General features: G+C 50.8%; 14 protein-coding genes and 2 pseudogenes. 9 read left to right on the top strand and 7 right to left on the bottom strand.

Translation table 11 applies throughout. From position 1 onward, the window contains the following. Together AB5Z02_RS10420 and AB5Z02_RS10415 are read left to right on the top strand one after the other, a co-directional pair. Complete coding sequence (locus AB5Z02_RS10420; RefSeq protein ID WP_368215949.1) at positions 1–1,407, top strand: FAD-dependent oxidoreductase; 1,407 nt, start codon at positions 1–3, stop codon at positions 1,405–1,407. 897 nt (positions 1,408–2,304) lie between these two features. Continuing rightward, complete coding sequence (locus AB5Z02_RS10415) at positions 2,305–4,923, top strand: AAA family ATPase (protein ID WP_368215948.1); 2,619 nt, start codon at positions 2,305–2,307, stop codon at positions 4,921–4,923. A gap of 744 nt (positions 4,924–5,667) precedes the next feature. On the opposite strand, the gene AB5Z02_RS10410 is transcribed toward AB5Z02_RS10415, so the two are convergent. From AB5Z02_RS10410 to AB5Z02_RS10395, 4 genes are all read right to left on the bottom strand, one after another. Continuing rightward, the gene (locus AB5Z02_RS10410; RefSeq protein WP_368215947.1) at positions 5,668–6,075 is read right to left on the bottom strand and encodes an H-NS family nucleoid-associated regulatory protein; all 408 of its coding nucleotides are present in this window, start codon (positions 6,073–6,075) and stop codon (positions 5,668–5,670) included. A 93-nt stretch (positions 6,076–6,168) separates the two neighbouring features. Further along, positions 6,169–6,999: a DUF6216 family protein gene (locus AB5Z02_RS10405; RefSeq protein WP_368215974.1), complete on the bottom strand. Its 831-nt coding sequence runs from the start codon at positions 6,997–6,999 to the stop codon at positions 6,169–6,171. A 274-nt stretch (positions 7,000–7,273) separates the two neighbouring features. Then, positions 7,274–8,038 (bottom strand): zinc-dependent peptidase, encoded by a 765-nt coding sequence (locus tag AB5Z02_RS10400; RefSeq protein WP_368215973.1) that lies wholly within the window; start codon positions 8,036–8,038, stop codon positions 7,274–7,276. 76 nt (positions 8,039–8,114) lie between these two features. Continuing rightward, on the bottom strand, positions 8,115–8,552 hold the full coding sequence (locus AB5Z02_RS10395) for a GNAT family N-acetyltransferase (RefSeq protein WP_368215946.1): 438 nt from the start codon (positions 8,550–8,552) through the stop codon (positions 8,115–8,117). Positions 8,553–8,900: 348 nt separating this feature from the next. On the opposite strand from AB5Z02_RS10395, the gene AB5Z02_RS10390 reads away from it, so the two are divergent. The 3 genes and pseudogenes from AB5Z02_RS10390 (at position 8,901) to AB5Z02_RS10380 (ending at position 15,236) form a co-directional block, all read left to right on the top strand. Further along, complete coding sequence (locus tag AB5Z02_RS10390; protein WP_213387817.1) at positions 8,901–10,400, top strand: sodium:alanine symporter family protein; 1,500 nt, start codon at positions 8,901–8,903, stop codon at positions 10,398–10,400. 289 nt (positions 10,401–10,689) lie between these two features. Further along, a pseudogene (locus AB5Z02_RS10385) lies at positions 10,690–11,946 on the top strand (replication endonuclease); the annotation flags it as partial. A 395-nt stretch (positions 11,947–12,341) separates the two neighbouring features. Next, positions 12,342–15,236, top strand: coding sequence for an SIR2 family protein (locus AB5Z02_RS10380; RefSeq protein ID WP_368215945.1), 2,895 nt, complete (start codon positions 12,342–12,344; stop codon positions 15,234–15,236). Between the two features lie 98 nt (positions 15,237–15,334). On the opposite strand, the gene AB5Z02_RS10375 is transcribed toward AB5Z02_RS10380, so the two are convergent. The 3 genes and pseudogenes from AB5Z02_RS10375 to AB5Z02_RS10365 form a co-directional block, all read right to left on the bottom strand. Further along, positions 15,335–15,586 (bottom strand): ogr/Delta-like zinc finger family protein, encoded by a 252-nt coding sequence (locus AB5Z02_RS10375; protein ID WP_302245476.1) that lies wholly within the window; start codon positions 15,584–15,586, stop codon positions 15,335–15,337. Positions 15,587–15,644: 58 nt separating this feature from the next. After that, positions 15,645–16,171: pseudogene (locus AB5Z02_RS10370) on the bottom strand (phage portal protein); the annotation flags it as partial. 18 nt (positions 16,172–16,189) lie between these two features. Next, entirely contained in the window at positions 16,190–16,996 is an 807-nt protein-coding gene (locus AB5Z02_RS10365) for a crotonase/enoyl-CoA hydratase family protein (protein ID WP_058057481.1), read from the bottom strand. A gap of 168 nt (positions 16,997–17,164) precedes the next feature. On the opposite strand from AB5Z02_RS10365, the gene AB5Z02_RS10360 reads away from it, so the two are divergent. The 4 genes from AB5Z02_RS10360 (at position 17,165) to AB5Z02_RS10345 (ending at position 21,662) form a co-directional block, all read left to right on the top strand. Further along, positions 17,165–18,952 (top strand): putative nucleotidyltransferase substrate binding domain-containing protein, encoded by a 1,788-nt coding sequence (locus AB5Z02_RS10360; RefSeq protein WP_368215944.1) that lies wholly within the window; start codon positions 17,165–17,167, stop codon positions 18,950–18,952. 2 nt (positions 18,953–18,954) lie between these two features. Continuing rightward, positions 18,955–19,581 carry a 3'-5' exonuclease gene (locus tag AB5Z02_RS10355; protein WP_139429650.1) on the top strand — a complete coding sequence of 209 codons (627 nt, stop codon included), beginning with the start codon at positions 18,955–18,957 and terminating at the stop codon, positions 19,579–19,581. Between the two features lie 105 nt (positions 19,582–19,686). Beyond that, positions 19,687–19,998, top strand: a complete 312-nt coding sequence (locus AB5Z02_RS10350; RefSeq protein WP_005336970.1) for a DUF485 domain-containing protein — start codon at positions 19,687–19,689, stop codon at positions 19,996–19,998. A gap of 11 nt (positions 19,999–20,009) precedes the next feature. Beyond that, positions 20,010–21,662 carry a cation acetate symporter gene (locus AB5Z02_RS10345; RefSeq protein ID WP_026035062.1) on the top strand — a complete coding sequence of 551 codons (1,653 nt, stop codon included), beginning with the start codon at positions 20,010–20,012 and terminating at the stop codon, positions 21,660–21,662. Positions 21,663–21,817 lie beyond the last annotated feature (155 nt).

Genomic DNA, 21,817 nt, shown 5'->3' with positions numbered 1-21,817 from the left:
ATGTCCACTCTCCCCTTCTGGCTGACCGAGGCGCTCGCCGCCGAACAACCCGCGCCCCCCATCCCCCTGGTCGGCAACCACGAGGTCGATGTCTGCATCGTCGGTGGCGGCTTTACCGGGCTGTGGAGCGCCATCGCCCTTAAACAGGCCGAGCCACACTTGCGCATCATGGTGCTGGAGAAAGATCGCTGCGGCAGCGGTGCCTCCGGGCGCAACGGCGGCTGCCTGCTCACCTGGTCGGCCAAATACCTGACCTTAAAACGCCTCTTTGGCGAGCAGCAGGCCGCCTGGTTGGTACACAGATCCGAACAGGCGGTACACGAGATCGCCCGCTTCTGCGAAACGCACAACATAGAGGCGCAGCTGAGGGTCGAGGGCACCTGCTACACCGCCACCAGCGAGGCCCAGCGCGGCCTGATGGAGCCGGTATTGCGGGAGCTACAGCGAGCCGACCTTAACCAGTGGCTGGCGATTGCGGAGGGTGAACTGGCGAGCCAGAGCGGCTCCCACGTTCATCTGGAGGGGCTCTACAGCCCCCACGCCGGTTCGGTGCAACCGGCGCTCTTGGTGCGCGGCCTGCTGCGGGTGGCGCGGGAGCTGGGGGTCGAGGTCTATGAGCACTCCCCCATGCAACGCCTTGAGGCGGGTCAGCCTGCGCGGGTGCAGACACCGCAAGGTGAGGTGCGTGCCCGCAAGGTGGTGCTGGCCCTCAACAGCGCCATGGTGCAGCACTTTCGCGAGTTTCGCCGCAGTATCGTGCTGGTCTCCTCCGATATGGTGATAACCGACCCCGCGCCGGATGCACTGGCCGCCCAGCAGCTTGCGCATGGCCGCTCCGTGGTGGATGGCCGCACCTTTGTCCATTACTACCGCTCCACCCCGCAAGGGCGGCTGATGCTGGGCAAGGGGGGCAACACCTTCGCCTTTGCCAACCGCCATCTGGCCGAGTTTGATGCGCCGAGCCGTTATCTTGCCCCCCTCACCCGCACCCTGCGCCGCTTCTTTCCGGCACTCAAAGAGGTCCCCATCGCCGCCAGCTGGTGCGGCGCCTCCGACCGCTCGGTGGATGGCCTTCCCTTCTTCGGCCACTGGCGAGGGCAGCCCAATATCGTCTATGGCCTCGGCTACTCCGGCAACGGGGTGGCGCAGAGCTGGATGGGCGGTCAAGTACTGGCAACTTTGGTGCGCGATGAAGTGCGGGAGGAGGACAAGCCGTGGCGCGACTGCGCGCTGGTCAGCGGCCCGCGTGGCTACTTCCCGCCCGAGCCGTTTCGCTGGCTGGGGGCCATGGCGGTGCGCAACGCCATCCGGCGCAAGGAGCGGGCGGAAGATGAGAACCGCCCAGTGGCCTGGTATGACAAACAGCTGGCCAAACTTGCCGATGCAGCGGGCAAGGCGGATAAATAGCCCGGCGATAGAGGGTAACCATTTCTCATACTGTTTCGCCCCACACCCTATTTCTTGAAACTGCCGACCCGAGGGTCGGCATTTTTACAGGTGAAATCTGAGGGAGCATTATCGCCAAGCGTGAGCAGCTGATTGGCCCCAGCGGCGGCAGGATTGAGATAGCGTGATTTGTAGGTTGGCGCAGAGCGTAGCGAAGCCCAACATGCGAGCGTGATTGCGCCAGCCAGAGCAGGATAAACAAGGATGTGGCTAAGCCATAAAACTGATTGACAAGCATATTTCACGGTACAAACGTTGGGCTTCACTTCGTTCAGCACCTTTAGCTCAACATACGAGATATCTCGAAAAGCTGATTGTCCCGCGCACGCTTTTTTCCTTTACTGCCTCACAGTCGAATATCCCAAGCCTTGGATATTGCCGCATCCCCTCGTTATCCCCTCCCCCTTATTGACCTCTTTTAGCCGCTTCAGAACAGCTATATCAGCGCATTAACCGCAAGCTCAGGGAACAAGTGAGCCAGCTTATCGATATGGCCGCTTACAAGATCATCAAGGCAGCCCGCCTTGATGGCTGGGTGCTGCGCCGCAAGGTTGCAGATACGCCAGCTGCAGGCACGGAGGAGGGGGTGAAGGAGCACAGTGAAGCAGGGTTAGGCGAGCCTAGCGAGTTGCCCTCAAGCAGCGCCAGCTGCGCTCCTTGGAGCTCTGGCAATAACTGTACTTAGGGTCATATACCATAGAAATAAAGAGGGACAAAAATTATCTTATAGTCATGGCCTAGTGCAGAATGCTATGCGAATACTCCAATGGGCATTGTTGTGACATGAATCATAAAAAATAATTTAAAATAACAATATGATAGTGACATATAGATAATTATATTAAGAGGTATTGAGTGATGTTAGGGAAAGAATCAATAGTAAAGGATAGCCTTGATTCCGATGTGAGGAGTTACATCAATAAATTGCCTTATTGGTCTCAGTTTGTCGCTAGCAAGGTTTATTTAAATGGGAAATTATCTCAAGATGATTTGAATGTTGCTTACAAACACTTATTGAGCGCACTATCCATAACACCTCAAGAGACCCGCACACCAATAAATATAAAACCAGACTCAGGAATTAAAGGTGAATACAAGAGAGAACTGAAATTAAACAGTTTGAAGGACGTTGATGGGGTAAATGCCCTTTCAGAAAGTCAAGTTATAGAATTTGGGCCAAACCTAACCATAATATACGGGGAGAATGGCTCAGGTAAATCTGGTTATGTGCGTCTATTAAAACAGGTTTTGCATTCAAAGTCCGTAGAGACTATAGAACCAAATATAAACAAAGAACACTTTAAATCACCTAGTGCAAATTTTACCTTTTCTTCTAATACAGAAATCTTATCAAAGTCATACCCAGACGATAATACCACGAATGAGTTCAAGCAATTCTCTGTCTTTGATGGGAAGTGCATAATAAAGCATTTAGCTGAAAAAAACGAATTTGAGTTTCGACCAAGCGGCTTGAGTTTCTTTTCAAATTTCGCCTATGCAATATCACAACTCGAAGATAAATTAAACAGCGAAATATCTTCCAAAAACAAGCAGAATATATATGCAGAGCTATTTGATGGCGACTCTGAAATCAAAAAAGCCATATCAACCCTATCGGCCGAGACGGATATAAAAAAGTTAATAGAGTACGCTCAATTTACAGATGAGCATGCATTGGAAAAACAAGAGCTGACATTAAAATGTGACGTTTTACTCTTACGCACAAGAAATAAGGCGTTAGAAATCGCGACGCTACAAGAAATGAAAGAGCTATTAGGCAAGAGCAAAGCATCACTTGAAAATATTAATTTAAGATTTAGTCATGAAAGATTGGAGAAAATAAACAACCTTATTCTAGATTATAACAAAAAACTAGAAACATCTAAATCTGAGGGCGCAAGTGCTTTTGAAACAGATAAAATCGTAGGGGTCAACACCCCTCAATGGCGAACATTTATTAGCTCCGCTAACAGCCTTGCAGCACTACAACATCAGGAACACCTTAGTTATCCTCAACATGGAGATAATTGCATATTTTGCCAACAAGCTCTCTCTGACGATGCAATAAAACTAATTGAAAACTATTGGAACTTTCTCAAGAGCGAAGCAGAAGAACAAGAAAAAAAAGCTGCTGATGTATTAAAGAAAATAACAGATGACTTTAGCTCCATTAATTTCAATGTATTTCCTGAGTCTCATATTTTAACTGAGTGGTTGAAAAAAAATCATCAAGCAGAATTGGAAAGTATTATAAATGAGCTCAATGCACAAAAAAATCATGCAGACACTATTATATCCGCGTTGCAATCCAAGCGTTTGTTAGAGGTAAGTTCAACATTCCAAACCAATTTTCAATACGATGCCATCCTAATCAAGATTAATACAGCTATTCAAGCTTTAGAAAAAGATGAGGCACTTGTCGAACTAAATAAACTAACAAGTTTAAAAACCGCTCTATTACACAGAGAAAAATTATCTCATCATATTGATAAAATCAAATCACACGTAGATGACATGTGTTGGGTTAATAAAGCGAATATGGTAGACTTTGCTAAGGCAAAAATAACTGCTGCTGAAAAAACCTTATCAAAGAAACACTTTAACAATGAATACATTGTTCTGTTTAATGCTGAGTGTGAAAAGCTAAATGGTGATTTTGGAATAGATATAGATCACACTGGTTCCGCAGGAAAATCGTACCGTCAGCTTAAGATTAAAGGAAAAAAACCGAGCTCCATTCTAAGCGAAGGAGAACAGAAAGTAATAGCACTGGCTGATTTTATTACAGAAATGAGTCTGTCAGAAATCAATAGAGGCATCATTTTTGATGATCCAGTCACATCGCTTGATGACAGAAGGAAGCTACAAATTGCAAAGAGACTTGCTGACGAAGCTGATAGCAAGCAAGTTATTATATTTACACATGACCTGATATTTGTCTCCAACTTAATTAGTTACTGTCAAGATAATGGGAAAGAGCATGTTTGCCATTGGATAGAAAAAAGAAGCGGAATACCAGGGTATGTGTTCTTAAAAAATGCCCCCTCTTATGAGAAGGAATATAGGAATTCAGAACCTGCCTCACGGCATCTGAAACAAGCAGAAAAACCAGATTGCTCACCTGAGACAAGAGAATTTTTATTACGACAAGGATTTACTGCACTAAGAACGTGCTACGAAGTATTAGTTATAAACGAACTATTTTGCAATGTTGTCCAAAGATACAATGAAAGAGTAAGTATGGATAGTTTATCCAAAGTTGCCTTTGATAAGGCACTTGTAGAAGAAATAATGTTAAATTATGGACTTTGCTGCAGATTCATGGAGGGGCATACACATAGCGACAAATACTTACATAAAAAGCCAGATATTTCAGATCTTAAAGATGAGATCAAACGCTATGATGCAACAAAAACAAAAATAAGGGAAAAGAGAAAAGAGAAAAGAGAAAAGAGAAAAGAACTTACGATGGCTTAAATGAATCATAGACAATTATAGTTATTATTTGACGCCGGTGATAAGCCGGTGTCTTTATCTTTATGACTATTTACCTACTATTTAATTCATTCAAAAACAATTAAAACCTAGGGTGAAAATATCTTTTACCACGCTAACACGTCCCAATATTAATATCACCAAGGCGTTGTAGGGCATTAAATTGGTCACTGCGGGTGGAACATCACGAAATCCGCACTCATCCGCTCCCGCCTGCGGGCCTCGTACAGAAAAAATTTTGCAAAAGTAGAGTACCGCAAAACCATAGGCCCAGAGCCCGCCAGCTCTGGGCTTTAGGGCTAAAACTCGAACTGAAAACAATGATCCCTTTTTCACTTTTCTACAGTTCCTAATGTGATTACACAGCATTAGTGAAAATAGTAACTATATGATTTATAGGAATAAAACCTACTTTTCATGGGAATCTCACCCGAGAGGGTCGCGTGAAGAAGTGATGCGTTTGATTTAAATTTATCGATAAAAATCAATGGTTTATTGTGATTTTGCACGACTTAGAACTTTTTCATTTTTGCAAAAATTTGCATTCCGATGAAGTTGAACTGATTCCGGAAAGTCGTGGACAGGGCCAAAGCTGGGCTTTGAGCTGAGGCATTTTTTCGACTCAACGAACAAGCCAGCCGCCAAGCTCAGCGCGGCAGTTGTTGCACACAGCCCCTCCGGACATAAAAATGCCGCCCGTAGGCGGCTTATGAGACAGGCTCGATATTAGATAAGGAAGTCGTCAAGATTCTTACCAAGTGCAACTTGCTCTGCAATAGCCTTTGGCATGCGACCTTGGCCTGTCCAAGTCTTCTCCTGACCATCTTCTTGATACTTATATTTAGCAGGACGAGGAGCACGTTTAGTTTTGCTGCCAGAGCTTGCAGCAACAGGCGATGCACTATCCATCAAATCACGAGGGTCAATGCCTGCATTTTTCAGCATCTCGGAGAATTCAGCCAGTTTGCGCTGATGCTCTACCTGCTCTGCGCGCTCCTTCTCTGTAGACTCCAAACGCTCAATATAAATTTGCTCAAGCTTTTCCTTAGCTTCTTCGAGTTGCTCAAGCGGCAGATCACGCAAATTTGCACGCAGGCTACGGACGTTCAGCAAAACTTTCAAAAACTCACTCATGTAAGCTCCAATCATGGTTATAATTCAGCATCAATATAACATACTGATTCTTACCATCTATACCAAAATTTCCGTTTTACAAAAAATCAGAAACTAATTATATCGGCGTGTTTTCTTGTCCATCATGTATTCGATAAGTCTTGAATAAACCATCTTTCTCGCTCTTTTTGCTCTCAACGACTCATTTGTGCACACGTACATATAAAATGCAAACAGCATAATCACCAAAGCGTGAAACTTAAGGTTTTGTTGAGACTCTATAAGGTCATTAATTTGCAGCACACGTTCTTCATTTTGAAATGACTCACATATCATTTTGTTAAACTCTTCTGGGATATCAGTATTTTTTATACCTTTCTCACAAGATTTTTTGTATATCTTCCACTTTGTCTCACCTTCATAGGGTGCTTGAAAGGAGTATGCAACATTGCTGTTTATCCAGAACCATCCAACATCCTTGTGATTTTTCATTTGTATCAATGCGGCATTGTTAAAGCTAATTGCAAGAATGAATAATGAACAAAACGCCATAACAGGTGCCAACGAGCCAGTAACAGCAATCTCAAACCAACGAACCTTTGTTATTTTCCGTCTTCTCATATCGAGGTTGCGGCCAAGACTCGTCAGCATTTTGAAATTCAATTTAAGTTTATTAACCCATTCATAGAAATCTACAATCTGTTGATGGTTCTCTGCTCTGGTATTGAAAGTGGCATTAAATCTCTCAACATCCTCCCGCTCCTCCCATATCTTGTTAATTTCATCTGAGTTGAAATTTTTCCCTGAGTATAAAATGCTCACAACTTTATTTATTAATGAAAATGAAGAACCAGCTCGTTTATGTATGTATACGCATACACAAAGTATCAATATCAATATTGTTATAATGGAAATAAAGCTTTCGATATTTATTATTGATGACACAGTTACCACCCCAAAAGTTCCACGAGCTACCAATCACTATACTATTCATTAGATTGCAGGGGTTCAATCAGGGCTTTCTACTATATGCAAAACAATCACCAACCCCCTAATAAGAAAAAACCCCGACAATGCGGGGTTTTGAGTTTTTCTCAATGTGGTCGACGTGTGGACATCGGCGAAACAAATCCTTTTGTTTCATATGCTTACATCATTTTTTAAACGCACCCTCGGGTGCCTTTTTGCTATTTCGAATAACCATTCAACCGATCGGTTATCAGGTAAGTGACCCGGCGTCCGTCTCCCCCGCCAGCAAGCGGGTCGCGGGAAAACGCTGCGCGGGATCCTGGCTAAAGAACTGGCTCAGTTGCCGGTATACAGCGGGATAGACCTGCTGCAGCCGCAGCGGATCGGTAAAGAAGATCTCGCAGCTGACGGCAAAAAATTCGGCGGGATGTTCAGCAGCATAGGGATCGATATCGGTCACTTCGTCCCGGTCGAGCTGCTGGCAGAGCGCATCGAAGGCGCTCTGAAAGGCCTGTTGCCACAGCTGGCTGCTCATCGGCCCCGGCAACGGCGGTGCTCCATCCGCCTCACCGCCCAGCATGTCGAGCTTGTGGGCCAGCTCGTGGATCACCAGATTAAAGCCATCCCAGTCGCCATCTTGCTGCAGTTCGCTCCAGGCCAGCACCAGCGGCCCTTGCGGCCAGGATTCACCGGCGTTCTCCTCTTCAAACTCGCTCACCAGCCCGAACTCATCCTGCACCTCCTGACGCCGAGTGACGGGCTCGGGAATGATGATGATTTCGTGAAAGCCGCGATACCAGTCGATACCGAGATGAAGAATGGGCAACGCAGCCTGCAGCGCCAGCACCGCCTGTTGGCGGGGGCTGAGATCTACCCCGATCAGGGTCAGGGTCTTGCGCTTGAGCAGCTGTTGCCCTAACCCGATAAGCGTCGTCTGCTCGGTGTCGCTGAGCCCTTGCAAGATGGGCACTGCCGCCAGCGCCTGACGCCACAATGCCAACTCATCCTCACTCATGGACGTTTGCGGGCGACCACCCAGCCATTTGAACCATCCCAGCACGCCTACTCCTTCTTTTGATGCAAACAACAGGTCACAGCAGTTTGACGAACCGTTTCGGCCGCTCCAGATAATCCTGCGCCAGATAGAAACGGTGGGCCGCCTCGCGCTTGAGACTGCTGGATAGCTCCAGCTGGGCGCAACCTGCGGCCCGCGCCATCGCTTCTGCTCCTTTGAGCAAGGCTGCGCCCACTCCCGCCCCTCTTGCCCCTTCATCGACAACCAGCGCCGAGATCAGGCCCCAAGCTGGTGCAACATGCAGCGGTGCCAGCTTGTGCCACACCAGCACGCCGACCACCTTGTCTGCAAGGGCAGCGAGCAGCACAACGCTCGCGGGATCCGGCGTCAACAGGCGCGCCGTCACGTCAGCGCCTTCGGCAGGATACCCCAATTGGCTGAACAGGTGGGCGATTGCGCTCCCGTCGTCGGCCTCAGGGGGACGGATCGTCAACGTCTCAGGGTCATTTTTCATTGTTGGCCTCATGTTTGCTTTCCATTGTGTTACGCCCGTCACATTGTCTGGCGCAGATCAACAAGGAGGATCTCATCTTTACTCATAGAAAACGCTGCCTGCCATTATCCCCCCACCCTTGTCAATTCACAAATTTGCAACAAGGCAACATTTTTCGCTGGGAAGCACCGATACAACTCGATATGTTACAAGCCATGCATGGCGCGTGTTTGCGCTCTGCTTAACCCCTCAACCTCGCGCTCATTTGTTAACTGGATTGTTAACAAACAGGGCCGAAAACAGTGACAGAGAGCGAGGCCAAGATCTCGCCAAGACAGCGCCACAAACACAACAAAGGAGTTGTTGTACATGAATGAAATCGTCAATGCCATCAATGGTGTAATCTGGAGCCCTGCGCTCATCTACCTGTGTCTGGGGGTCGGTCTTTACTTCTCCCTGCGCACCCGTTTTTTGCAACTGCGTCATATCAAAGAGATGGTGCGCCTGATGTTTGATGGCAAGAGCACCGATGCCGGTGTCTCCTCCTTCCAGGCGCTGGCCATGACCCTGGCCGGTCGTGTGGGTACCGGTAACATCGCAGGTGTGGCCACCGCCATCACCTTCGGTGGCCCGGGCGCCCTGTTCTGGATGTGGATGGTCGCCTTCCTCGGCGCCAGCTCCGCCTTCGTGGAGTCCACCCTGGGTCAGGTTTACAAAGAGAAGATCAACGGTGAATACCGCGGCGGCCCGGCCTTCTATATCGAGAAAGGGCTTGGCATGAAGTGGTACGCCTGGACCTTCGCCATCGCTACCGTCTTCGCTTGCGGCGTGCTGCTGCCGGGGGTGCAGGCCAACTCCATCGGCTCCAGCCTGCAGACCGCCTTTAATATCGATCCGAACGTCACTGCCGCCGGTCTGGCGCTGCTGCTCGGCTTTATTATCTTCGGTGGCGTCAAGCGTATCGCCAACTTCGCCAGTACCGTAGTGCCCTTTATGGCGCTGGGCTACATCATCGTGGCTTGCGTCATCATCGCCCTGAATATCGGCCAGCTGCCGGGCGTGCTCCTGCTGATCTGGAAGAGCGCCTTCGGTCTGGATGCCGGTTTCGGTGCCATTCTGGGTCTGGCCATCATGTGGGGCGTGAAGCGCGGGGTCTACTCCAACGAAGCCGGTCAGGGTACCGGGCCGCACGCCTCCTCTGCGGCGGCAGTGAGTCACCCGGCCAAGCAAGGTCTGGTGCAGGCGTTCTCCGTCTATATCGACACCCTGTTCGTCTGCTCCGCCACCGGCTTTATGCTGCTGATCACCGGTCTCTATAACGTACAAGGGCCGGACGGCGCCGCCATCTACACGGGTATTGCCGGTATCGCAGCAGGCCCGGGCTATGTGCAGACCGCCATGGAGAGCATGATGCCGGGCTTTGGCAGCATTTTCGTGGCCATCGCGCTGTTCTTCTTCGCGTTCACCACCATCGTTGCCTACTACTACATCGCCGAAACCAACATCGCCTACATCAACCGCAAGATAAATCGCCCCTGGCTCACCTTCTTGCTGAAGATTGCGCTGATGGCTGCCACTGTCTACGGCACCGTCAAGACTGCAGATCTGGCGTGGGGCATGGGTGATATCGGGGTTGGCCTGATGGCATGGCTCAACATCATCGCCATTCTGCTGCTGCAAAAGACCGCCTTCACCTGTCTGAAGGATTATGAAGCGCAGCAAGCACAAGGGATTGACCCCGTATTCCACCCGGAGAAGCTCGGCATCAAGAACGCCGATTACTGGGTGGGCAAACGCTCCGAAGAGAACCTGGAGCGGGAGAAATCAGGCCATCAGTTCGAGCCGGATCAGGATCGCAAGACCTCCTGAACCAGAACGACATAAGACATCAATAATAAATGGCAGCCTCGGCTGCCATTTTTATTTATTTAATTTCAAAAAGTTACATTCAAACCAAGGAGTTAAGTGCCACACAAGGGGACACTTTGGGACGTGAAAAGAGACCAAAATTGGCAAAATGTGGACTCTTTTTTCGGCCCATTCTCGAGGAAGATCAAGCTGGTTTAAGATGGTTTTCCAACGGGTTAAAGCGGACAGCGTCATTGAGATAATCCGGTGCAAAGTGGGCGTATGTCATCGTCTGATGAAATATCAAGTGGCCGCCCTCAAACGATGGAACGCCCCCGTTTATGGATTTCGCGTGTGCGAGGCTCACCACGACGGCACCCCGCACTGGCATCTGCTGCTATTTATGCGCCCGGAAGATCGCAACCGGGTGATCGGCATCCTGCAACGCTATGCCCTGACCGATGACCACGAAGAGCTGGTACGGGATATCAAGGGCGCCCCACCCTTTACCGACTTTACTCCCCGCTTTGACTGGAAAGAGATTGCTCCGGCCAAGGGGGATGCCGCGGGCGATATCGCCAAATACATTGCCAAGAACATCGACGGCGCCTACCTGGACGATGACGAAGAGGCGGGTACCGCCGCCGATGAGGGCGCCCTGCATGCCGTCGCCTGGGCCAGTTGGTGGGGCATTCGTACTTTCCAGCAGATTGGCGGCGCCCCGGTCGGTGTATGGCGCGAGCTGCGCCGCATCAGCAATGCCAAGAAGCATGCAGATCTGGTGGGCCCACCCAAGCCCGTGCTGCAAGATCCGCGCTTTGAGGCGGCCCGCTTTGCCGCAGATAACGGCATCTTTCGCTGCTATCTGCACGCCATGGGCGGTGCACTGGCTACCCGCGCCGAACACCCTATCAAGCTGGCCCACCTTATCGAGGAGCAGGCCAACAGCTATGGCGAAGACATCAAGCGCCTGATGGGCATTACCTCCGCTCGCCTGGGCATCAAGACCCGCCTGCAAGGGTGGGAAATTGTGCCCGCCGGCACCCATGAAGCCAGGAAAGCCGCCGAGGCTGCAGCGAGGGGGGTTGGGGTTAAGACGGGCGACAGCCCGGCACCTTGGAGCTCTGACAATAACTGTACGCGGCCAGATCCTGATGCCTTCGCAGACCAGATCATGAAGGAACAATGGGGGTTATCGCCCTTTTCCATCGACCGATTACGGGCTGGCGCCAGCGTCACCGCGGACGGTTTCACCCTCTGGCTGGAGAACGGGCAGGTGCAGTCGAGTCGTTCGCTCCCCAGCGAACCAGATTGGATGCCAGAGGGCTTATGGCCAATAGAACATAACCAGCCGGATGAGTACGCGGTACCGGAAGACGATCAGGACTGGCCGATGCTGGTTGAGCTATGCAACGAGGTTTACCGAGCACAGGGCCACGCCGAGACGCATCGCTGGATCGAGATACTGCCGCAGCCCTATCAGTCAGAGATGTGGCGGGTGCTGGAGGGGCTGGACACCCCGGAGTGGATGCAGGAACAAGGCGACTACAGCGACGAGTGGGGATGAACATGAACAGCAAGCAGAGCGTCAGCAGCGAAGAATACTGCAACCTAGATAACCGGGTTGCCAGCCTCCTGCAGCATCGTTGGCCCAATTTACTGTCGCAACCAATGTTGTAAACATCGAAAGTGTTGGTGCAAAAATGGCTGTCTTCGTTATGCATGCGCCTACTTCGAAGCACCAAGTTGGAACACATGTGGCTACCGTATGATCAAGCCAATCTGAATTTTTGCCACATAAGTCTCATGCAACATAACTTTTTGTAGACAAAGGACCCATTAGGGCATAAAAATGCTTAAATATCAGTTCGTAAACTCGATTTTCAACTTGAGAAAATTAAAAGTGCTGTGATCTCGCTTTTCAACTGCACGGTTATCAACCAAATCCAATCAGGTAGTTTTATGCACTCCGATTTTATTAAAAATATTTACAGAGCAAAAGAAGAACATAGATTAAGTATTTTTGTTGGTGCTGGTGTATCCAAAACAGCAGACTCTAATGGAAAAAGATTTCCAGACTGGGCTGAATTGATTAATGAGTTTCGCGAAACACTTGGTACAGATGACGAGAACGATTACTTAAAGCTCGCACAGTTATATTATTTGAAATTTGGCGAGTTTACATATTATGAAAAGCTAAAATCGTACTTCGACATTGTCATGGAACCATCCATTGTTCATCGTTTAATTATTCAAGCAAAACCACAACACATTATAACTACCAATTGGGACAATCTCCTTGAAAAGGAGGTTTATAATAGCATTGGATTATACGACAAAGTGGTTTCCGATGAAGACCTAACAAAGTCACTACTACCAAATAAACTGATAAAAATGCATGGTGACTTTGAACATCACAACATAGTATTTAAAGAGGACGACTACTTAAATTATGAGTATAACTTCCCTCTTATTGCTAATTACATAAAGGGGGTTTTATCTACCAACTCGATACTATTCCTTGGATATTCATATAATGACAGTGATTTAAAAAGAATAGTTATGTGGCTTAAAAACAATACTAAAGCAAGGCCACCTATGTATCTTGTTACATTCTCCAAAAATCAATATCAAATGAAGTATCTTGAAAACCATGGACTTACAACCATTGTCCTTGATGACAACTTCCTTGGCCCTACAAGCAGTTATTCAGATAGACTTGCTTCATTTCTTGAACGTATAGTTAATTATCGTGATGATAGAGAGTCCAAAAAACAAACACCAACAGACTATATATTGAACAAACTGAATGGGTTAGGAGAGCTAAACCATATTCTTCAATCACACGTTTTAAAATGCTTAGGCAACTGTGGTTTCATTTATGGACCTAACTTGGTATTACTTCAATTCTACGATAAAACAGCTACACATGATTACAATGAAGATTCAAGAAAAATATACCTTGAATTTACCTCCCAATTAGCAACGCTTGACAAAAACGTTATTTCCGATAAAGAAAAATTTAAAATTTCAGAGATATTTAACATCTTATCACGTGCAGGAATATCTGGAATTTCCCTATCAGAAGGAAATGGTGGCACAAACGTTGGATATATTCAGACTTCATATTTCTCCCCCTCAAAAACTCATAGCGAAATTAATGAGATTTTTAATTTTGAGTATCCATCACCACCATCAATTCATGACCCAATAAACAACCACCTTAATAAGGCAATTTTATTTCTTCAATATGGAGACTATCGTGAATGTTTACAAGTCACAGACTCTGCTCTGCGACTGGCTGTTTGGCAAAAAAAATACCCGCAGTTATTAATATTTGCAAAAAACTATAAAAACATACAGCTTTATATGCCAAAAAGCCTAAGTGATGACAGCAAAAAAGATAGTATACCTACAACAAAAAGTGTAATAAGTTCATTATTTAAAGATGTAAGCGAATATTTTTCATCCTTTCCATACAAGATACAAAAGGAGTTGTATTTTTTTTATGAGGCATTGGATGATAACTACTGTAAAGCAGAATCGTATAAGGCTTTCATAGCTTTAGATAAAGAATTAAAAGCACAAGAAATTAGAGAGCGCGGTGGTTTTTCATTCTCTAACACTGAGTTTAAAGCTCAATGCACACACAAAAACATACTATATTTTTTCTTAGGGAATGGTATCGCCGCTAATCTTACCCCAGGATTCTGCGATTTAAACAAGTCATATGTAAAAGCATCATTCTCTCGCCAAACCAGAAGTGAAATAATTCGTTTGGAACATCATGAAATATATTCACTAATAGCATTCTTTTCAACTTCAGAACTTAGGGAACTGCTCAGCAAATACTTTAAAAAAGACAATAACATTACATTATCAATATCAAATGAACACATTGACACCCTTTTATCAAAAACCTTGTGCAATTTGTTAGATGCATCGAGAAAAAACAAAAAACCTAGTTTTCAAAGTTATTTATTCAACTTGATTTACCTATTTTCATACATAAAACTGACACCTGCTCAAATTGACTTAATACTGAAATCCATAAAAGAAATAATAAACTCAAGCTCGTACGGAATTGAAATATACGATGCATTGAATACATTTTTAGGCTTGCAACACAATTTATTTTCAGCTCAATTCAACGAAGGTGAAATAACAAGTATCATTGAGCTTATTGTACTGAAATTCTCACGCGGTTCTGCTACAGGTTATGACAGGCTTGCATTAGAGTACCACACACCAAGAAATTTATATGTGGTGGCTGAAAAACATAACTTCCTTTTTAAGGATACATCAAAAATACATCGTTTGATTGCAGAGTTAAAAATAACCTCTCTCGATAACCAATATAATCTTTCAAAAGGCTTACTTATATTGCTATACAATATCGGAGATGAAAATGTCAAAGGCATATTAACTTCATACTTCAATGAGTTAAATTTTGCAGTTTTAAATAACCCAACATTTGAAGGGGTTAAGCTGCATTTATTCCTGATAGTAAATGATATTATCCAACCGCAAGATTGTGATATCAGTGTACTTGAGCATTTCATGGAAAATGGTGGGAGAGAAATAGAACCATATCGCTTTATTGGGGAATTTGAAAGCTTAATAAATTTCCTGTCAATCAACAAGGGGTTGAAGCAATATGGTGAATTGCTCAGTAAATTAAATCCGCAACACCAATCAATGTTAAACGATGTCACCAATGACATAAACCAGCAGGGCCTAACAGAGAAAGGTAACTCCTTTTCAAAAGCTGAAGCTGAAATAACAAAGGAAGATGACACCTCCCCAAGAGAAAAGGCCGAATCGCCAAAGGAAGATGACTCCTCAGGTTCGAAGTAGCATTCGAGTAGATCATTTTTTGCTATCAACACTAGCAATTTCCGATGTACTTGAAGCAATAAAACTCATCACTTTGAAAAAGAGGAGGGCTGGGGGCGCTATTGCCCCCCCAATCCTTTCAGTACCAGCTGCCGCCCCTCTGGCGTCAGCGACCCCATCAGGCTCAGTACCAGCTGGTTCGTAGTCTTGGCCGAGGGGCTTAGGGTGTGGGCGAACGACAAGGTGGCCACCCAGCTGTGGCCACACTCGGCATCGGTGCACTGGCAGTAGAGATCCGAGACATCATCGCTCAGTCGGTTGGTCTTGGTAATGCGGCCCCGCTGGCCACACACTTTGCAATAAACCCGCATTACGCCCCCTTTTCTATCCAAATCAATAGCCTATCTTGCCACAGCAAGCACTGTTTGTTTATACAGTTGAACAGATATTCTCCCGAAAATCGACCCGCAGGGAGACGGGAGTCCCGCGCTGTTGATGGCATCCTGGATAAGTTCGCACAGCGGCAGCACCTCGTTGCGGGCATAGGTGGCATCGTACTTCTCGGGATCCCCAAGCCCTCCCCCGCCATTAGTTGGGATGATGCCGGCCAGCGCCGCCGGGAAGCGGTGAGAGGTCAGTACATCCTGGGCGGTGATCCCCTTGATAGCCGCGAACTCGTCCTTGGTGGCAATGTCCCCCACCGGGATCAACTTGATGCCATCGGGTTTGCCGTCCGGGATGTTCACGAACATGGAGCGGAAGTTCCCCACCCCCTTGCTGCTCGCAATCATCTCCTTCATCTCCTCCTCGGTGTCGTCATCCATGTTCGGGTCGGTGGCGTAGAAGATGAAGCCCATGTGGGCGCCGTTGAGGAAGTATTTGCGCCGAAACAGGGTGGCATCCTGGTTAAGCAGCGCCGACTGCAAGCCACCCAAGTAGTCGGGCATACCGTAGATCGCTCGTGCAGCTCGCAGTCAGAGCGGATTGCGGCGCGGCCCGAAGGGCAGACGCCAGCGAAACAGGCTGTTAAGGGTGGCCCGCCACTGATTGGGACGTCCCAGGATCTGCTTTTGCAAGCGAGTCTCTTCCTTCAGCATCGCCTCATCGCTGCGGGCCCAAGCCTGGCTGTAGAGCTGCTTGATCCCCGCCAGTGCATCCGGCGATTTGGTGATGAGGGTGCGGGCAAACTCCCGCGCCTCCACCAGCGGATCGGCGCAGACCCGGCTCACCATCCCGAGGGATTTGGCCTCGACGGCATCCAGTTCGCGCCCACTCATGGCCAGCTCCATAGCGGTATCCACTCCCATCAGATTGCGCATGGTGACGCTGCCACTCATGTCGGGGATGATCCCCCACTTGATCTCCATCACCGAGAAGCGGCAATCGGGGGTGCTGAAGCGAAAATCGGCCCCGAGCGCAATCTGCAAGCCACCGCCAAAACAGACTCCCTGGGTCACCGCAATCACCGGCACAGGCAGCTGGTGCCAACCATAAGCAACCCGTTGGGCCAGATTGGTCGCCTCGTCCGCTTCACGCTTGAGGATATCGAGCGCCGCCACCGGCTGTCTCAGCATGGATTTCACATCCAGCCCGGCGCAGAAGGCTCGCCCCTCGCCATGCAGGATCACCGCCCGCAATCCCTTATGCTGAGCGAGTTGCGTCAATGTCTCATCGATGGCGCTGAACATGGCGCGGTCCAGCGCATTGAGTTTGTCACCCCGCGTCAGCATCACTTCGGCAATCCCGTCGTGGATCTCGCACTTGATTCTTGGTTTTTCCATCTCCCTTGTCCTCTCCTTGATCCCTGAAACTGACTCACTGGTCATACCACCACGTTATCAGAGTGTGAACAGGCGGTACAGCTGAGACTAAAGTCGGCTGGTCGCCTCCCCCTCCCTTTGTCACACTGGGAGCTGCATGAGTGCCGCAAGCCAGCAGAGGACGCTGTCATGTCAACCCTGTTCAATTTTGCCAGACCACCGTTCGACAGACTGGATGAGGAGGCGCGCGAGCGGCTCTCCCGTCACCTCTCGCTCTGCTATTTTCGGGCCGGGGATCTGCTGCTCAAGGAGGGGGACGAGCCTCCCGGCCTCTATCTCATCATCAAGGGGGCGGTGGAAGAATCTGCCCCTCACCACCAGTTTGGTGATTACGGGGTCGATGATCTGTTCGACGTGCGCGCCCAGTTTGACGGCCGCTGCCGCCACCGCTTCACCGCGCTGGAAGATAGCCTCTGCCAGCTCATTCCTCGCCACACTTTTCTGGCGCTCTGTGAGCAGGACTCGCAGTTTGCCAGCTACTTCACCGCCAATCTGGCCGAGCGTCAGCGCCAGCAGGAGCAGCGCGAACAGCTGGGTCAGAAGAATCTGGCGGAATTTATCCTGACCCGCATCGAACCCGGCCACCTGCAGGCACCGCTTATCGTCGACAGCAAGCTGTCACTGCTGGCGGCGACCGAAGCCATGGTGAGCAAGGGGACCGATTGCCTGCTCTACCCCGCCCACGATGGCTCCCTCACGCTGGCAACCCGCAAGACCTTGCTCCACGCCCTGACCCTAAAGGGATTGCCGCTGACGGCGCCCCTCTCGGTGCTGACCCCTACCCCGCTGATTGGTCTGCCGCTGGAGAGCTATCTGTTTGATGCCCTGCTGCTGATGACCCGCCATCGCATCAAGCGACTGGTGGTGTGGCGTGGCAACGAGGTGGCGGGGATCCTGCAACTGACTCAGGTGCTGGGGCTCTTCTCGACCCACTCCCACGTGTTGACGTTGCGTATCGCCCGCGCCGACAGCCTGCCGGCACTGGAGGCGGTCGCCCGCGAGCAGCAGCAATTGACCCGCTCGCTGTTTGCCCAGGGGATCCACACCGCCTTTTTGATGAAGCTCATCGCCACCATCAACGAGCAGCTGATCGCCAAAGCCTTTGCGCTGGTGATCCCCCCCGAGGTGCAGGATAAGGTTTGCCTGCTGATGCTGGGCTCGGAGGGGCGCGGCGAGCAGATCCTCAAAACCGATCAGGATAATGCCCTGATCCTGCCAGAGGGGCTGGCATGGCACACCCAGGCAGCCGATCTGGCCGAATTCAGCGCCCTGCTGGAGCGACTCGGCTACCCGCTGTGCCCCGGGCAGGTGATGGTGAACAATCCGGCCTGGGTGAAAACGGGCAGCGAGTGGCAAAGCGCCATTGCCAGCGCCTGTACTACGGCAAAGGAGGATGAGCTGCTCTGGCTCGCCACCCTGGCCGATGCTCACCCCATCGCGGGGGATCGACAGCTCAATCTACCGGTTGCCAGAGCGCTGCGCGAGCAGTTGGCGGACAGGCGGGATCTGCTGGCGGAGATGGTGCGACCGGCGGTGGCCTTCCATGCCCCGCTCACCCTGTTTGGCAGGCTGGAGCAGCCACCGGAAGGGCTGGATCTGAAGCGGGGCGGCCTGTTCCCGCTGGTGCACGGTATCCGCATGCTGGCCCTTGAGGCAGGCATTCTGGAGACCTCGACTCTGGGACGCATCGACGCGCTGGTGGCCGCCGATCGGCTCAGTACCGACTATGGCAGCAATCTCGCAGAGGCGTTCCGGCTCTTTATCCGGCTGAGGCTGCGCAGCCAGCTCAAGGGGGGCAATAGTCGGGTGCAGACAAGCGAGCTTAGCCACAGCGAGCGGGATCTGTTGCGTCAGGCGCTGCATCAGGTGAAGAAGTTCCAGCAGTGGCTCACCTTGCACTTTCGTCTGAGACAATAGCCATGTTGAGCCGTGTTCGACGCTACTGGTATGGCCGCGCGTTCCGAACGGGCGAGTTCGCGCCACTCTTTGCCACCCCACCCGAAGATGAACGGATCGCCCTCGATTTCGAGACCACCAGTCTCGATCCCGAGCTGGCCGAGATCGTCTCCATCGGGGCGGTGCGCATTCAGGGCAACCGGCTGCTGACCGGCGAGGCCCTCGCCATCAAGGTACAGCCACCGGCCAGCCTGACCAGTCAATCTGTGGTGATCCACGGTCTGCGCCATCAGGATCTGCAACAGGGGATGGAGCTGGAAGCCGCGCTGCGCCTGCTGCTTCACTTTATCGGTCCCCGTGAACTGGTGGGCTATCACATCGCCTACGATCTGCGTATTCTCAATCTCGCCTGCCAGAAATTGTGGGGATTGACCCTGCCCCAGCGAGTGATCGAGGTGAGCCAGCTCTATCACGACCACCTCTATCGCCGCTATCCCGATGCGGCTATTGACCTCCATTTGAGTGCCATCTGCAGCCACCTTGAACTGCCATCCCTGCCCGCCCACGATGCCCTTGCCGATGCCACCACGGCCGCGCTCATCTATCTGCGCCTGACCTGCGGCTCGCCGCTCACTTATCCCAAAGTCTAATTGTCGACAAATAACATTTAATTCACATTTTGCTTACATGAGCAGATTGCCTGCTCGTCGGGGTTACCCCATCCACCGCTGACACTCATGTCATGGAGAACTGCAATGGAACAGCAAAGCTATCTGAGGATCCAGCAAGATCCCAACTTCCAGGAGCTGGTCGCCAAACGCCAGCGTTTTGCCTGGGCCCTCTCGGCTCTGATGCTGGGACTCTACCTGGCGTTTATTCTGCTCATCGCCTTTGCCCCCGGTTGGCTCGGCACCCCGCTCAGCGACAGCACCACCGTCACCCGTGGCATTCCGGTCGGGGTGGGACTGATCCTCTCCTCCTTCGTGTTGACCGGCATCTATGTGTTTCGGGCCAACGGCGAGTTTGACGAGCTGAATCAGAAGATCCTCAAGGGAGTGCAGTCATGAGCGCAAAAAGCATGAAAGGCAAGTGGCTGCTGTTGGCCTCACTGGCCTCCTCCCCCCTGCTGGCAGCGGATGCGCTGACCGGCGAGGTACAACGCCAACCCCTCAATGTATCGGCCATCGTGATGTTCGTGGTCTTTGTGGCCGCCACCCTGTTCATCACCTATTGGGCCTCCAAGCGCAACCGCTCGGCTTCCGACTACTATGCGGCCGGTGGCCGTATCACCGGCTTCCAGAACGGTCTGGCCATCGCCGGTGACTATATGTCCGCCGCCTCCTTCCTCGGGATCTCCGCGCTGGTCTACACCTCCGGCTACGATGGCCTGATTTACTCCATCGGTTTTCTGGTGGGCTGGCCCATCATTCTGTTCCTGATCGCCGAGCGGCTGCGCAACCTCGGCAAATATACCTTTGCCGATGTCGCCTCCTATCGTCTCAAGCAGACTGAAGTGCGTACCCTCTCCGCCTGTGGTTCGCTGGTGGTGGTCGCCCTCTACCTGATCGCCCAGATGGTCGGTGCCGGCAAACTGATCGAGCTGCTGTTTGGCCTGCAATACCATGTGGCCGTGGTGCTGGTCGGTATCCTGATGGTGCTCTACGTGCTGTTTGGCGGCATGCTGGCCACTACCTGGGTGCAGATCATTAAGGCAGTGATGCTGCTCTCCGGTGCCAGCTTCATGGCCATCATGGTCATGAAATCGGTCAACTTCGATATCGGTGCCCTGTTTAGCGAAGCGGTCAAGGTGCACGAGAAAGGGATCGCCATCATGAGCCCGGGTGGCCTGGTTGCTGACCCCATCTCCGCCATCTCGCTCGGTCTGGCATTGATGTTCGGTACCGCCGGTCTGCCCCATATCCTGATGCGTTTCTTCACCGTGAGCGATGCCAAAGAGGCGCGTAAATCGGTGTTCTACGCCACCGGCTTTATCGGCTACTTCTACATCCTCACCTTCATCATCGGCTTTGGCGCCATCTTGCTGGTGAGCACCAACCCGGCCTTCAAGGACGCCACCGGCGCCCTGCTGGGCGGCACCAACATGGCGGCAGTCCATCTGGCCAATGCGGTCGGTGGCAGCCTGTTCCTCGGCTTCATCTCCGCCGTGGCATTTGCCACCATTCTGGCGGTAGTTGCCGGATTGACCCTGGCCGGTGCCTCTGCGGTCTCCCATGACCTCTATGCCAGCGTGTTGAAGAAGGGCAAGGCCAACGAGACCGATGAACTGCGCGTCTCCAAGATGACGACTCTGGTGCTGGGCGTGGTTGCCATTGGTCTGGGGATCCTGTTCGAGAAGCAGAACATCGCCTTCATGGTGGGTCTGGCCTTCTCCATCGCCGCCAGCTGCAACTTCCCGGTGCTGTTCCTCTCCATGTTCTGGTCACGCCTGACCACCCGTGGCGCAGTCTACGGTGGCTGGCTGGGGCTGGTGAGCGCAGTGACCCTGATGATCCTGGGCCCGACCGTGTGGGTGAAAGTGCTGGGCCATGCCCAGGCCATCTTCCCCTACGAATACCCTGCCCTCTTCTCCATGGGGTTGGCCTTCGTCGGGATCTGGTTCTTCTCCATCACCGACAGCTCCCAGAACGCCGCCGACGAACATGCCAAGTTCTTGCCGCAGTTCGTTCGCTCCCAAACCGGGCTGGGTGCCTCTGGCGCCACTTCCCACTAACGGGCCGCCATCACGCAAAAGCCGGCTTCATGCCGGCTTTTTTTATTGCCCATCAATCGGCTGCACGCCCCGCTTGCCCCGATCAAGATCACACTTCTCGCTAAAACTTTCGGGGGATCTGTGCCATAATGCGCGCCATTTGACAGACCAATCGG

This window comes from Aeromonas sp. R2-3, assembly GCF_040908375.1.
Classification (GTDB): domain Bacteria; phylum Pseudomonadota; class Gammaproteobacteria; order Enterobacterales; family Aeromonadaceae; genus Aeromonas; species Aeromonas veronii.
This window is presented reverse-complemented; position numbering and strand designations above follow the sequence as displayed.